This window comes from Brenneria sp. hezel4-2-4 (genome assembly GCF_013155275.1).
GTDB lineage: Bacteria > Pseudomonadota > Gammaproteobacteria > Enterobacterales > Enterobacteriaceae > Brenneria.
The window spans coordinates 105,438-119,616 of the sequence record NZ_JABJXS010000002.1 but is presented as its reverse complement, the minus strand read 5'-3'; the positions used below and the strand labels follow the sequence as shown (position 1 = coordinate 119,616).

Below are 14,179 nucleotides of genomic sequence, written 5' to 3'. Positions count from 1 at the left end.
AACGACATGAATCAAAAATATCTTTTCTATATGTATCTGCTCAAGGCGCGAACGTTTATCGCCTTACTGATTGTCATCGGCTTTTTCAGCGTGATGGTGCCCAATTTTCTCACCACCTCCAACCTGCTGATCATGACGCAGCACGTGGCGATCACCGGCCTGCTGGCGATCGGGATGACGCTGGTGATCCTCACCGGCGGCATTGACCTGTCGGTGGGGGCCGTGGCCGGCATTTGCGGCATGGTGGCCGGCGCGCTACTGACCAGCGGCATTCCGTTGTGGGGCGGGCGGATTCTGTTCCTTAACGTACCGGAAGTGATTGTGGTCGTCGCGCTGTTCGGGGTGCTCGTCGGCCTGATTAATGGCGCGGTCATTACCCGTCTGGGCGTCGCGCCGTTTATCTGTACGCTGGGCGTGATGTACATCGCCCGCGGCGCGGCGTTGCTGTTCAACGACGGTAGCACCTACGCCAATCTGGTGGGGATGCCGGAACTGGGCAACACCGGGTTTTCACTGTTAGGCTCCGGCACCGTGCTGGGGGTTTACCTGCCTATCTGGCTGATGCTCGGCATCCTGCTGCTTGGCCTGTATATCACCACGAAAACCCCGTTAGGGCGCTACATCTACGCCATCGGCGGCAATGAATCCGCCGCCCGTCTGGCCGGCGTGCCGATCATCAAAGTGAAAGTGTTTGTCTACGCGTTCTCCGGCCTGTGCGCGGCGCTGGTGGGGCTGGTGGTGGCTTCACAACTGCAAACCGCGCACCCCATGACCGGCAACATGTTCGAGATGGACGCCATCGGCGCCACGGTGCTTGGCGGCACCGCGCTGGCGGGCGGCCGGGGCCGCGTGTCCGGATCAATTATCGGCGCCTTTGTGATCGTCTTTCTGGCCGACGGCATGGTGATGATGGGCGTGAGCGACTTCTGGCAAATGGTCATTAAAGGGCTGGTCATTATTACCGCGGTGGTGATCGACCAGTTCCAACAGCGCTTACAGAGCAAAGTCGTGCTGATGCGGCGTCATGAAAAAAAACAGGCGGCCGCGCCGTTCTCCGGGGTAAGCCATGGCTAGGGATCTGATCATCGCGCTGGACGAAGGCACCAGCAACGTTAAGGCCGTCGCCATTGACGCCTGTGGTCGGGTAGCGGCAAAAGCGTCGCGGCCTTTGTCGGTGGCGACGCCGCGGGCGGGCTGGGTGGAACAGGACGGCAGGACGTTGATCGCCGCGTCGCTGACGGTGATGCGCGAGGTGATCAACCAGGTTGGCGAAAACCAGGTGGCCGCGTTGGCCATCAGCAATCAGCGGGAAACGGCCATCGGCTGGCAACGCGCCAATGGTCAGCCGTTGCACCCCGCGCTGACCTGGCAGTGTTCGCGCTCGGCGGCTTTTTGCGAACAACTGAGACGCGATCATCGGGAAGCCGCGATCCGCGCCATAACCGGTCTACCCGTGGCGCCGCTGTTCTCCGGCTCAAAAATGCGCTGGCTGCTGGACAACATCCCGGATGGCGCGGCCCGCGCCGCCGCCGGCGATATTTGTCTCGGCACGATTGATGCCTGGTTGCTGTGGCATTTTACCGGCGGCAAACAGTTTCGCTGTGACCTGTCGAACGCGGCGCGCACGCAGTTGCTCAATTTGCACACCGGCGACTGGGATGACGACATGCTGGCCCTGTTCGGCGTGCCGCGCGCGGCGTTGCCGGATATTTATCCGTCCAGCGGGTTGTTCGGCGTCACCGCCGGGCTGGATGGCATCCCCGACGGGTTGCCGATCCTGGCGATGATCGGCGATTCGCATGCCGCGCTGTACGGCCACGGGCTGGGCGCGCCGGGCGGCGTAAAAGCCACCTACGGCACCGGTTCATCGGTGATGGCGCCGCTGACGACGCCGGATACCGCCATCACGCAGTTGGCGACCACCGTCGCCTGGCATGACGGCGAACGACGGGTCTACGGGCTGGAAGGCAATATCCCCCACACCGGCGACGGCGTGGCGTGGATGGCGCAGGCCACCGGTCTGACGGATGGTAAAGGCGCCGTGCTCAGCCGCGCGCTGCATGAGTTGCCCGGCGGCATCGACTCCACGCTGGGCGTCTATTTTGTTCCCGCGTTAACCGGTACGGGCGCGCCCTGGTGGAACGATCGGGCGCGCGGCGTGATATGCGGTCTGAGTCGCGGCGTCACCCCCGCCCATCTTATTCGCGCCGCGCTGGAGGCCATCGCCTATCAGATTGCCGATGTGATTGAGGCGATGCGCCGGCACCCGGATTTCAAATTGACAACGCTGATGGTGGACGGCGGCCCCACGCAAAACCCGTGGCTGATGCAATTTCAGGCCGATCTGCTCGGCTGTCCGGTGGCGAGAAGCGTCACTCCGGAGCTGTCGGCGTTGGGCGCGGGTTTGCTGGCGCGGCGGGCGTTGGGGCAGTTATCCGACGAACGGCTGACGGCGCTGTTGCCTGAACACGACAGCTGGCTGCCGGATGAGCATCGCCATACGGCGTACCAACGCCGCTGGGCGGAGTGGCGCGAGGCCGTACAGCGTACGCTGTGGCAGCCCGACGCATGAGTTGATTTTACATCCCGAAGGCGTTGCGCCCTGCCCGGTCGTCGGGTTGCCACGATGATGACCGGCGGCGCAGCCCATCGGCTATGCCAATCAAGGAGTACACAATAATGAATCGTAACTTTACGGGGAAAACGGTGGTGATTACCGGCGCCTGTCGCGGCATCGGCGCCGGCATCGCCGAGCGTTTCGCGAGCGAGGGCGCCAATCTGGTCATGGTTTCCAACGCTGAGCGCGTCTTTGACACCGCGGAAAAACTCACCGCCCAATACGCCGGCGACATTCTGGCGCTCCAGGTCGACGTCACCGATGAAGAGCAGGTGCAGTCGCTGTATCAGCAGGCGCTCGCGCGTTTTGGCCGGGTTGATGTCTCAATCCAGAATGCCGGGGTGATCACCATCGACACCTTCGACAGCATGCCCAAAGCCGATTTTGACAAGGTGCTGGCCGTCAATACCACCGGCGTCTGGCTGTGCTGCCGGGAGGCGGCAAAGATCATGGTGCGGCAAAACGGCGGCAGCCTGATCAACACCTCGTCCGGTCAGGGGCGCCAGGGCTTTATCTATACGCCGCATTACGCCGCCAGCAAAATGGGCGTCATCGGCATCACCCAAAGCCTGGCGCACGAACTGGCGCCGTGGAACATCACGGTGAACGCGTTCTGCCCCGGCATCATCGAAAGTGAAATGTGGGACTATAACGATCGCGTCTGGGGCGAGATCCTCAGCAGCGAAAAGAAACGTTACGGCAAAGGGGAACTGATGGCGGAGTGGGTGCGGGGTATTCCCCTCAAGCGCGCCGGCCAGCCTCGGGATGTGGCCGGGCTGGTGGCTTTCCTGGCCTCCGACGATGCGCGCTACATCACCGGACAAACCATTAACGTTGACGGCGGGCTGATTATGTCCTGATACGCCGCTTCCCCACGACGCATTCCGGGGATTACGGATTCCCCGGCATCATATTGCCGGGCCGCGGCAAAAAAACGCGCCGGGAGGGAGCAAGTCGGCTCCTCCCCCTGACAGCTGACTCTTAGCCACATATTTACCGATAACGGTATATGTAAACTCAGTGTTATTTCGTGCGCGAAAAGAAAGGTATTTTTATGCTACGTCGTAGCACGCGCCCGACAAGGAGCGCTCAGTCGCCGCAGCTCCTTGACCTCTGGCTTCCGGCTGAAATTATGCCGCTGACGCGGTTCCCTCGGCGCCCATGACCGCTATTCGAGCCACCAGTGACGCGTTCCCGACGCGGCACTGGTTTTCGCAGCATCCATGCTGCTCACTCGGCGGTCAAGTTCACCTCAGCAAAATTTCTTACGCCGGGTAACGGCAAAACCCGTCATGACTCCCTGCATTTGTGTATAAGAGACAGCCCTGACAGGGGGGAGGTTGGGAGGGGGTCATAGCGCACTACTGCGCCGCCACCCCGCCGCCCAGCGCGTTATATAACGTCACCAGATTGTTCAGCCGGGTTTGCTCGATACTAATCAGCGTCTGCCGCGCGCTGTACAGCGTGCGCTGCGCATCCAGCACGTTCAGATAGGTATCGGCCCCTTCCCGATAGCGCGAGTCCGCCAGTTGGTAGCTGCGCTCGGCCGCCGCGACGTAATCACGCTGCGCCGCAATCTGCTCATCAATCGTGGCCTTACGGGCCAGCGCGTCCGCCACCTCTTTGAACGCCGACTGAATGGCCTTCTCATAGCTGGCGATATAGCCTTTTTTCTGCGCTTCAGCGTACTGCAACGCCGCCCGGTTGGCGCCGCCGTCAAATATGGGCAACGTCAGACTGGGAGCGAGCGACCATACCCCGGCGCCGTGACTGAACAGGGTGGAGAGCGCGCTGCTGCTGACGCCGCCGCTGGCGGTCAACGTCAGGCTGGGGAAAAACGCCGCCCGCGCCGCGCCAATGTCGGCATTCGCCGATTTCAGCGTATGCTCCGCCGCCAGCACATCCGGACGCTGCAACAGAACCGCCGAGGAAATACCGGCCGACACCGGGGCAACCGCCTGCGCCAGCGTAGTCAGTTCGCCTGGCAGCAGGGCCTCCGCTATCGGCTGTCCCGCCAGCAGATCCAGCGCGTTCTTGCTCTGCGCCAGCGCCGTCGTGTTGCTGGCCACATCGGCCCGCGCCTGTTGATACACGGTTTCCGCCTGCGCCACGTCCACGCCGGAGGCCACGCCGTTGCGCTGCCGGTTGCGGGTGACTTCCAGCGAGTGCTGCGCGCTTTGCATGGTTTGCTGCGACAACAGCAGATCGCTGCGCGCCGTCGCCAGCGCGATATAGGCCGTGGCGGTATCGGCAATCAACGTCAGACGGGTGCTTTTCGCCGCCGCCTCCGTGGACAGATAACTCTGCAACGCGGCTTCGCTGAGGCTGCGCGTTTTACCGAACAGATCCAGCTCGAAAGCGCTGACCGCCAGATTGGCGCTGTAGCTCTGGCTTATCGCCGTGGAATTGTTACTCGACGACGCATCGCTGGTCAGCGCCCGGCTGCGGGTGCCTTCCACGCCCGCGTTGACGGTGGGAAACTGTCCGGCCCGCTGAATGCCGTATTGCGCCCGCGCCGCCTCGATATCGGCCAACGCTTTGCGTAAATCCCGGTTATCGCTGAGCGCGATATCGATGACCCGCTGTAATTTCGCATCGACAATAGCCGAACGCCACGGAATGGCGGCCGCATCCGACGCGGCCGGGGCCGTGTCGCTCTGCGGCCAGACGGCCGGCACCGGCGCATCCGGACGCTGGTACGCCGGGTCCAGAGACATACATCCCCCTAGCAGCAGCGGTAACAGCGCGATGATAAATTGACGACTACGCATTATTCTTCCCTCGATGAGTCAGCAACAGGCAGCGCTTTGTCGGCACGCTTGGGAAATACGCGTCTCACCAGAACAAAGAACATGGGCACCAGAAAAACGGTCAGCACGGTCGCCGTTAGCGTACCGCCGACAATGCCGGAACCGATGGAAATACGGCTGTTTGCCCCCGCGCCGCTGGATATCGCCAGCGGGAATACCCCGACGATAAAGGCCAGCGAGGTCATCAGCACCGGTCGTAAACGGGTCGTCGCCCCTTCCAGCGCGGCGGCATAGAGCGTCGCCCCGCGCTGATAGGCGGCTTCCGCAAACTCGACGATCAGGATGGCGTTTTTCGCCGATAGCCCGATGGTGGTCAACAACGCCACCTGAAAATAAACGTCATTTTCCAGCCCGCGCAGCGTGGCGGCCAGTACCGCGCCGACCACGCCGAGCGGGATCACCATCATCACGGAAAACGGAATGCTCCAGCTTTCATACAACGCCGCCAGGCACAGGAACACCACCAAAATCGACATCGCATACAGCGATAATGCCTGTCCGCTGGCAAGCCGTTCCTGATAGGACAATCCGCTCCATGCGGAGGTCGTGCCTTGCGGCAATGCGCCGGCCAGCGCCTGCATCTCATCCATCGCCGCACCGGAGCTGACGCCCGACGCGCCGGTGCCCTGAATTTCATAGGACGCCAGACCGTTGTAGCGCGACAGACTTTCCGGCCCGTAGATCCAGCGCGTGGAGGCAAACGAGGAGAATGGCGTCATTACGCTGTCGCCGTCGCTGTTGCTGCCGCGCACAAACCATTTGTTCAGATCCTCCGGCTTACTGCGTGAATCCTCATCACCCTGGATATAGACTTTTTTCACCCGCCCGCGGTCGATGAAATCATTCACATACGAACCGCCCCAGGCGCTGCTCAGCGTCTCGGTGATATCGCTCATCGACAGTCCCAGCGCGCTGGCCTTGTCATTATCAATGTCCACCTGTAACTGGGGCATCTGCGTCAGATCGTTTGGGCGAACGTCTGCCAGCCGGCTGCTTTTATTGGCTGACGCCAGCAGCTCATCCCGCAGTTGCAGCAACTTTTCGCGATCGGTGGTGCCGGTGGCTTGTAGTTCAAAAGTAAACCCGCTGGACTGTCCCAGTCCATCCACCGACGGGGGCGTCAGGGTAAACACCTGCGCATCGCGCAGGCGGGACAGCGCCTGCGTCGCCCGCGCCGAAATCGCATCAGCGCTGTTTTCCGCCCCGCTGCGCTGCGCCCAGTTTTTCAGCGCGACAAACGCCATCCCGGCATTTTGTCCGCTGCCGCTGAAGTTAAACCCGGAAATAATGAAAATGGCTTCGGTATTGTCTTTTTCTTCCGTCAGGAAATAGTGCTCGATGGCTTTGCCCACCTTGCTGGTGCGCGATTCGGTGGCGCCGGCGGGCAAGGTGAACTGCACCATCACCGTTCCCTGATCCTCCGTCGGCAGGAAACCGGACGGCAGGCGGACAAACATTAACGCCATACCCGCAATCAGCAGCGCGTACAGGATGATGTAACGCATCGGACTGCGCAGCACATGGGCGACCTTGCCGGAATAACGATCCTGCATCCCCTGATAGCCGCGGTTAAAGGCGGCGAAAAAACCGCTTTTCGCCTCACGGTGCGCCGCCGGCTTCAGCAGCGAAGCGCACAGCGCGGGCGTCAGCGTCAGGGCGACCAGCACCGACAGCAGCATGGAAGACACAATGGTGATAGAGAACTGGCGGTAAATAACGCCGGTCGATCCGCCGAAGAACGCCATCGGCAAAAACACCGCGCTCAATACCAGCGCGACGCCCACCAACGCGGCGGATATCTCCCGCATCGACTTTTCGGTCGCTTCTTTCGGCGGCAACCCCTCGTCGCGCATCACGCGCTCGACGTTTTCCACCACCACAATGGCGTCATCCACCAGCAGCCCTATCGCCAGCACCATGCCAAACAGCGTAAGGGTGTTGATGGAATAACCAAACAGCGCCAGCACGCCAAAGGTGCCCAGCAATACCACCGGTACGGCGATGGTCGGGATCAGCGTGGCGCGCAGATTTTGCAGGAACAGGAACATGACGATAACCACCAGCAGGATGGCCTCAAACAGCGTTTTGACCACCTCTTCCACCGAGATCTTGATGAAGTCCGTGCTGTCTTTCGGATAAGCAATCTGATACCCCTGCGGCATGGTGCTTTCAAACTCCGCCACTTTGGCTTTTACCCGCTCGGCGGTGGACAGCGCGTTGGCGCCCGGCGCCAGCATCACCGCAATCCCTGCCGCCGGATGGCCGTTCAGGCGGGTTGTCGTACTGTAATTCTCATCGCCCAGCTCCACCCGCGCCACATCCCCCAGCCGCACCACCGCGCCGGTGGCGTCGCTTTTGACAATAATGTTATTGAACTGGGCCGGCGTTTTCAGCCGCGACTGCGCCATCACCGTGGCCGTAAGCTGCCGATCGGCGCGGGAAGGCAACGCGCCGATTTTACCCGCGGACACCTGCGTATTCTGCGCTTCGATCGCCGAGGAAATATCCGACGGCATCAGGTCATAGGCGGCCAGCCGGGTAGGATCCAGCCAGATGCGCATCGCATACTGCGAACCGAAAACCTGAACATCCCCCACGCCGTCGACGCGCGCCAGCGGATCTTGCAAATTGCTGACCATGTAGTCGGCAATGTCCGCCGCGCTGGCCTTATCGGTACTGTCGTACAGCGACATAATCAGCAGAAAGCTGGTTTGCGATTTGGTGACCGTCACCCCTTGCTGTTGCACTTCCGTCGGCAAACGGCTTAACGCCTGCTGCACCTTATTCTGCACCTGAACCTGCGCCGTATCGGCATTGGTTCCCTGCTTAAAGGTGGCGATGATCCTGGCTTCGCCGCTGGAACTACTGGACGACGAAAAATAGAGCAGGCCATCCAGCCCGGTGAGCTGTTGTTCGATGATCTGGGTTACGCTGTTTTCCAGCGTCTCCGCCGAGGCGCCGGTATAGGTTGCGGTTATCGACACCGAGGGCGGCGCGACGTCCGGATACTGTGCGATGGGCAGCGACTGAATCGCCAATGCGCCGGCCAGCATGATCACAATCGAAATCACCCAGGCGAACACCGGCCGGTGAATAAAGAAACGAGAAAACATTACGCTTTCACCTCTGTCTGGTCGGTATCCGCATCGGCGGTGGAGGATGTTGCTTCCGTTGCTTGCACCTTATCGCCGACATTCACCTTATCCGTGCCTTCGATAATCAGCCGGTCGCCCGCCTTTAAGCCTGAGGAAATCAGCCAGCGGTTGCCAATCACCCGTTCGGTAACAACCTGACGCAGTTCCACCTGCTGCTGGTCGTTGACCACCAGCGCGGTGGCGTTCCCTTTGGCATCCCGGGTAATGCCCTGCTGCGGCGCCAGAATCGCCGCCGGATCGGTGCCGTTCTCCACGCTGGCGCGCACATACATGCCGGGCAGCAATATATGCTCGGCGTTGGGAAACGCGGCGCGCAGGGTGACCGAACCGGTTGAAGCATCCACCGCCACCTCGGCCAGCTGTAGCTGACCGCGGAAAGGATAGCGTTCGCCATTTTCCAGCGTCAGCGATACCGCCGGTTGCTCGCTTTGCTGCAACCGGCGTAGCGCCAGACGCTCACGGCTCGACTGGGTGAGATCAACATATATCGGGTCGAGCTGGCGAATGGTTGCCAGGGCGGTGGTTTGGCTGGCGGTCACCAGCGCCCCCGGCGTAACGGAAGAAATGCCGATACGACCGGAAATCGGCGCCTTAATCTGCGTGTAGGCCAAATTGATGCGTGCGGTTTTCAGCGCGGCCTGTTTTTCCGCCACCGACGCCAGACTCTCTTCATAGCTGGTTTGCGCGTCATCCGCATCCTGCTGTGAAACCCCCTCTTCTTTTGCCAGACGGGCGTAGCGCTGTGCTTTCAGCTTTGCCGCACGTACGCCGGCCTGCGCATTTTTCAACGCGGCCGCCGCTTCGTCATACGCCGCCTGATAGCCGGCCGGGTCAATCTGATACAGTACCTGACCGGCCTTTACGTCACTGCCTTCGGTGAACAGACGTTGCTGAATAATACCGTCCACCTGTGGGCGAACCTCGGACACCATGGCGGCGGCGGTTCTGCCGTTAAGGTCGCTGTCCAGCACCACGGATTGCGGCTGCAATGTCTGTACCGTGACCTCCACGGCCGCGTTGACCGTTGTCGGTTCTGAAGCGCGTTCACAACCCGAAAGTAAGAACACCAATAAGAAAATAAAGCGTTTACCTTGCATGAAATCATGCCCTATAATTGAGAATGAACGTTCATTCTCAATGTTAAGGAAGATAGATAAATTCTTCTGACAAGATTATGCAAGGATCTTGTAAAGGTGAGCGTCTTAACGTTAGGAGGGGAACGTGCAAAAAACCATCACTAAATCGGAACGAATAAACATGCGACGTGACCAAATCATCGCGGCGGCACGCCTTTGTTTTCGCCGCTCGGGGTTCCACGGCGCAGGCATGGCGGAAATCGCCAAGCACGCGCAGCTTAGCGTAGGGCAAATATACCGTTACTTCGCCAACAAGGACGCCATTATTGAAGAAATCGTCAGCCGGATTGTCAGCAACAAACTGCTGTTTTTAACATTGGGGGAAAATCGCACATCGCAGATGGCGAAAATGCTGTCAGAACGCAGGTTGTCTGGTGATGAAAGCTCCCGTGAAGAAGACCAGGCGTTGATGCTGGAAGTCACCGCGGAGGCGACCCGCAATCCCCGCATAGCGGCGATCCTGCAAGAGTCCGACGCCAGACTGTTTCAGCAGGCAACCGTGATGCTGCAACAACGCTATCCGCATCTGACGCCGCCGCAAATCGCCGCTCGCGTCGAGTTTATGGCCGCGTTGTCCGAAGGAACGGCATTTCGCATGGTCATCGACCAGAAAGCCTCGCCGGCGATGCTGAACCAACTCTATCAACATATTTTCCAACACACGTTTCCTGAAATCATCAATGAGTAATGTTATGCGATCATCTCGTTTGGGTTATGCACTAATCCTGGGGCTGCTGGCGGCGCTTGGCCCGCTATGTACCGACCTTTATCTTCCCGCCTTGCCGCAATTAACCTCGGATCTGTCCACCACCACCGCCGCCGCTCAGTTAAGCCTGACGGCGGGGTTGCTGGGCCTGGGAGCCGGCCAGCTGATTCTTGGCCCCCTGAGCGACAAAGTAGGACGGCGGCGTCCATTGCTGTTTTCACTGCTGATTTTTCTGGCGGCCTCGGTCTGGTGCGCGCAGGCGCAGGATATCAACCACCTGATCGCCGCGCGTTTTATCCAGGGAATGGCCGGCGCCGGCGGTGCCGTATTATCACGGGCGGTGGCGCGCGATCTTTATTCCGGCCATGAGTTAACCCGCTTTTTTGCCCTGCTGATGCTGATCAACGGCCTTGCGCCGGCTCTGGCGCCGGTGATGGGGGGAGCCATGCTGAGTATCATGGACTGGCGAGGCATTTTTATTGCGCTGGCGATTATCGCCGCCCTGCTGCTGGCGCTTTCCGCGCTGCGCCTGCCCGAAACCCTGCCGCCGCAGCGCCGGGTTACCGGCGGCGTCGGTTCATTGGTTGCCTCGTTGGGAAGCCTGCTGGCGCAACGTCATTTTATGGGGCTGTGTCTGGCTCAGGGGTTCGCTGGTGCGGGCATGTTTGCTTATATCGGCGCGTCCCCCTTTGTCTTACAGGAAATTTACCAGCTCAGCCCGCAGATGTTCAGCCTGTGTTTCGCCATCAATAGCGTGGGACTGATCTTCGCGGCGCAGATTTCCACGCGATTCAGCCGCCACTGGGGAGAAATGCGGATACTTAAACTGGGGTTGCTGATCGCGGCCGTCTCGTCATTACTTTTGCTGCTGGCCTCCGCTCTGCAAGCGACATTGATATGGTTGCTGATCCCCCTGTTCTTTTCCATCATCATTATCGGTATCGTCGGCCCCAGCGCATCGGCATTGGCAATGCAGAGTCAGGGGGATAAGGCGGGCAGCGCATCCGCCTTGATTGGCGTCAGCATGTTCGCGCTGGGCGCATTAAGCGTACCCTTTACCGGATTAAACGGCACGTCGGCACTCTCCATGGCGCTGGTGATCGTGGTGTGTTATGCACTGGCAATCGCCTCGTTTGCGCTGCTGGTGCGCCGGAGCGGCAAATCGCCGGCCGGATGATCTTATCACCGCCATAGGGGCGGTATTCGTCACAGAGAACGCTTCTGCCTGTCTCTTTCCGCGACAGACAGAAGCCGGTTGGCTCCGCGTTTACTGCGGCCATCCGATCAGCGGATTTCGCTTTCCGGGAACAGAAAGGGGTTGATGCTGCTGCGGGAAAAGCCCTCTTCTTCCATCTTCACATCCAGCACCAGCGAGGCCAGATCGTCGGCGACCGCTTCAACGCGATGATCCTTTTCCTGATACAGAATTTTCAGGTAGGTGCCGCAGTGGCCGCAGCTCTCCGCTTTGATCGCCGCGTTTTCGCTGTCCAGCGACCAATAGTTCAGATCGCCGGATTCCTCACAGTTACTGCATTTCACCCGCACCATATGCCACTCGCTTTCGCACAGGTTGCAGTGCAGGTAACGCAGTCCGCTGCTGGCGCCCAGTTGCACGACGCCGGATACCGGCATACTGCCGCACACCGGGCAAAACTGGCGGTGCTCGCCCGGTTCCGCCCGCGCTTTGCCGGGGATCTGGCTGGCCATCTGCGCCCAATACAGCGACAGCGCCGCCCAGACAAACGGGGCTTTATCGTTATTTTCCGCGCTGAACTCGTGCCTGAACAGCGCGCTCGCCAGCGTTTCCCGTTCCTGCTCCGACGATTTTTCCAGATTTTCCAGCGTCGCCAGCACCGGCCCCTCGGCCTCGGGCTTAAGTTCTTCAATCAATGCGCGCAGCAAAGTGTGCCAGTGCGCATCACGGGGAAACACCTCGATATCCAGCGGCGGGCGATTGCCGGCCTGCGCTAATATGCCCGTCAAATCAAGCTGCAACGGATGGTCGTGCAGCACTTTCCGCTGCGCCTCCACCACGCTCGCGGCAAAGGTCAGATAATCGCCCAACGGATGATCTTGCGCCAATTGACGCAGCCGCTCCGCGCGGCTGCTGTACAAACTTTTCAGATTAGCAAAAAGCAGCGGCGGGATATTTCCCACCGATGTTGATTTCTCATTACTTTCTAACTGTTCCCGGGGAACAATACGGATACTCATCAGGGTTACTTTTCCTGTTGTTTACGTTGTAGCTCACGATACCAGCGCGGATGATGCTTCTTCGCCCATGACGTCGACACCCAGCCTTCCACCATGGCGGTAATGGTTCCCTTCACCCATAAGGCCGCATAGATATGCACCATGATCACGATGATCAGCCCCACCGCCGCCAGCGAATGCACCAGCAGGGCCAGACGAATAATCGGAATGGGGAACGCATCGGCAAAGTACGGCCGCCACATGACGATACCGCTCGCCAACAGCAGTATCAGGCTGATAATCGCCAGCCAGAACACACATTTCTGGCCGAAATTATACCGGCCCGTGTCGCCGACTTCCTGATTTCTGGCAATCTTATGAATGTTTTTCGCCCATTCGACATCATCGCGGTTAATCAGGTTGTGTTTCCAGTAGCGGAAAAACATTAACAGAAAAGCGATAAACATCACCACCCCCACAAAGGGGTGCAGAATTCTCGCCAGTTGCGGCGTGCCCAGAATGTGCATCATCCAGTTCAGCGAGGGAAATAAAAAACCCAGACCACTGATGGCGGCAAACACGAAACAGAATGCCACAATCCAGTGATTAATGCGCTCCGGCGCGCTATAACGCTGGATACGATTACTCTTTTTCATGCTGTTTATCCTCGTGTTGCGCCTCATCCGCGCCCTCTTCGTCGTCTTCTACGCGATTCGGGCCGACGCCGACATAGTGGAATACGCTGGCGGCAAAGGTGGCGGCGAAACCAATCGCCGCCAGAGGTTTCCAGATGCCTTTCCAGAACGTCACCGTCGGACTGATCGTCGGGTTGTCCGGCAGGCCGTGATAAAGCTGCGGCTTATCCGCATGATGCAGCACGTACATCACGTGGGTGCCGCCGACGCCCGCCGGATCGTACAGTCCTGCCTTGTCATAGCCGCGACTATTGAGATCGATCACCCGTTCCGCCGCCAGATCCTTCATCGCTTGCTTGGTGCCGAAATGGATAGCCCCCGTCGGACAGGTTTTGACGCAGGCCGGTTCCTGACCCACCGCCACCCGATCGACGCACAGCGTACATTTGTAGACCCGGTTATCCTCTTTATTCAGCCGCGGCACATCGAACGGACAACCGGCGATGCAGTAGCCGCAACCGATGCAGTGTTCGGACTGAAAATCGACGATGCCGTTGGCATACTGGATAATCGCGCCTTCCGCCGGACAGGCTTTCAGACAGCCCGGATCGGCGCAGTGCATACAGCCGTCTTTGCGGATCAGCCATTCCAGCCTGCCTTGCTCTTCCACTTCCGAGAAGCGCATCACCGTCCAGGATTTGGCGGTCAGGTCGGTCGGATTATCGTAAACCCCGACGTTGTGCCCCACCTCGTCGCGAATATCGTTCCATTCCGAACACGCCACCTGGCAGGCTTTGCAGCCGATACAGGTGGTAACGTCGATAAGTTTGGCGACGGGTTCCTGATGATCGCGAACCTGCGGCGGCGGCGTGAGCGAGTTGGTCGCCGAGCGACGGATAATATCTTGTGATTGCATGGCCATAATCG

At 59.8% G+C, this 14,179-nt stretch carries 11 protein-coding genes; 5 read left to right on the top strand and 6 right to left on the bottom strand.

Features of this window, described 5'->3' with window-relative positions; translation table 11 throughout:
- The first annotated feature begins 6 nt into the window (after positions 1 to 6).
- From HOY33_RS04560 to HOY33_RS04550, 3 genes are all read left to right on the top strand, one after another.
- Complete coding sequence (locus HOY33_RS04560; protein ID WP_172289036.1) at positions 7 to 1,074, top strand: ABC transporter permease; 1,068 nt, start codon at positions 7 to 9, stop codon at positions 1,072 to 1,074.
- Positions 1,067 to 2,572 carry an FGGY family carbohydrate kinase gene (locus HOY33_RS04555; RefSeq protein WP_172289035.1) on the top strand — a complete coding sequence of 502 codons (1,506 nt, stop codon included), beginning with the start codon at positions 1,067 to 1,069 and terminating at the stop codon, positions 2,570 to 2,572. Before HOY33_RS04560 ends, HOY33_RS04555 begins: the two co-directional genes overlap by 8 nt.
- 107 nt (positions 2,573 to 2,679) lie before the next feature.
- Positions 2,680 to 3,477: a glucose 1-dehydrogenase gene (locus HOY33_RS04550; RefSeq protein ID WP_172289034.1), complete on the top strand. Its 798-nt coding sequence runs from the start codon at positions 2,680 to 2,682 to the stop codon at positions 3,475 to 3,477.
- A 501-nt stretch (positions 3,478 to 3,978) separates the two neighbouring features.
- On the opposite strand, the gene HOY33_RS04545 is transcribed toward HOY33_RS04550, so the two are convergent.
- Genes HOY33_RS04545 through HOY33_RS04535 form a run of 3 tightly spaced genes read right to left on the bottom strand, consistent with a single transcriptional unit; the run spans position 3,979 to position 9,679 of the window.
- Positions 3,979 to 5,388 carry an efflux transporter outer membrane subunit gene (locus tag HOY33_RS04545; RefSeq protein ID WP_172289033.1) on the bottom strand — a complete coding sequence of 470 codons (1,410 nt, stop codon included), beginning with the start codon at positions 5,386 to 5,388 and terminating at the stop codon, positions 3,979 to 3,981.
- Positions 5,388 to 8,540: an efflux RND transporter permease subunit gene (locus HOY33_RS04540; protein WP_172289032.1), complete on the bottom strand. Its 3,153-nt coding sequence runs from the start codon at positions 8,538 to 8,540 to the stop codon at positions 5,388 to 5,390. Before HOY33_RS04540 ends, HOY33_RS04545 begins: the two co-directional genes overlap by 1 nt.
- Positions 8,540 to 9,679, bottom strand: coding sequence for an efflux RND transporter periplasmic adaptor subunit (locus tag HOY33_RS04535; RefSeq protein WP_172289031.1), 1,140 nt, complete (start codon positions 9,677 to 9,679; stop codon positions 8,540 to 8,542). The genes HOY33_RS04540 and HOY33_RS04535 overlap by 1 nt, the downstream gene beginning before the upstream one ends.
- A gap of 160 nt (positions 9,680 to 9,839) precedes the next feature.
- Here HOY33_RS04535 and HOY33_RS04530 point away from each other — a divergent pair, with 160 nt between their 5' ends.
- Positions 9,840 to 10,406, top strand: a complete 567-nt coding sequence (locus HOY33_RS04530; RefSeq protein ID WP_172289030.1) for a TetR/AcrR family transcriptional regulator — start codon at positions 9,840 to 9,842, stop codon at positions 10,404 to 10,406.
- Positions 10,399 to 11,601: a multidrug effflux MFS transporter gene (locus HOY33_RS04525; protein WP_172289029.1), complete on the top strand. Its 1,203-nt coding sequence runs from the start codon at positions 10,399 to 10,401 to the stop codon at positions 11,599 to 11,601. The genes HOY33_RS04530 and HOY33_RS04525 overlap by 8 nt, the downstream gene beginning before the upstream one ends.
- Before the next feature lie 107 nt (positions 11,602 to 11,708).
- On the opposite strand, the gene fdhE is transcribed toward HOY33_RS04525, so the two are convergent.
- From fdhE to fdxH, 3 genes are read right to left on the bottom strand one after another with little or no spacing between them, the layout of a single operon-like run.
- Positions 11,709 to 12,638 carry a formate dehydrogenase accessory protein FdhE gene (fdhE, locus tag HOY33_RS04520; protein WP_172289028.1) on the bottom strand — a complete coding sequence of 310 codons (930 nt, stop codon included), beginning with the start codon at positions 12,636 to 12,638 and terminating at the stop codon, positions 11,709 to 11,711.
- A gap of 5 nt (positions 12,639 to 12,643) precedes the next feature.
- A complete protein-coding gene (gene fdoI, locus HOY33_RS04515; RefSeq protein WP_172289027.1) occupies positions 12,644 to 13,273 on the bottom strand; it encodes a formate dehydrogenase cytochrome b556 subunit in 630 nt (209 codons plus the stop codon).
- A complete protein-coding gene (gene fdxH / locus HOY33_RS04510; RefSeq protein ID WP_172289026.1) occupies positions 13,260 to 14,174 on the bottom strand; it encodes a formate dehydrogenase subunit beta in 915 nt (304 codons plus the stop codon). Before fdxH ends, fdoI begins: the two co-directional genes overlap by 14 nt.
- Between the last annotated feature and the right edge of the window lie 5 nt (positions 14,175 to 14,179).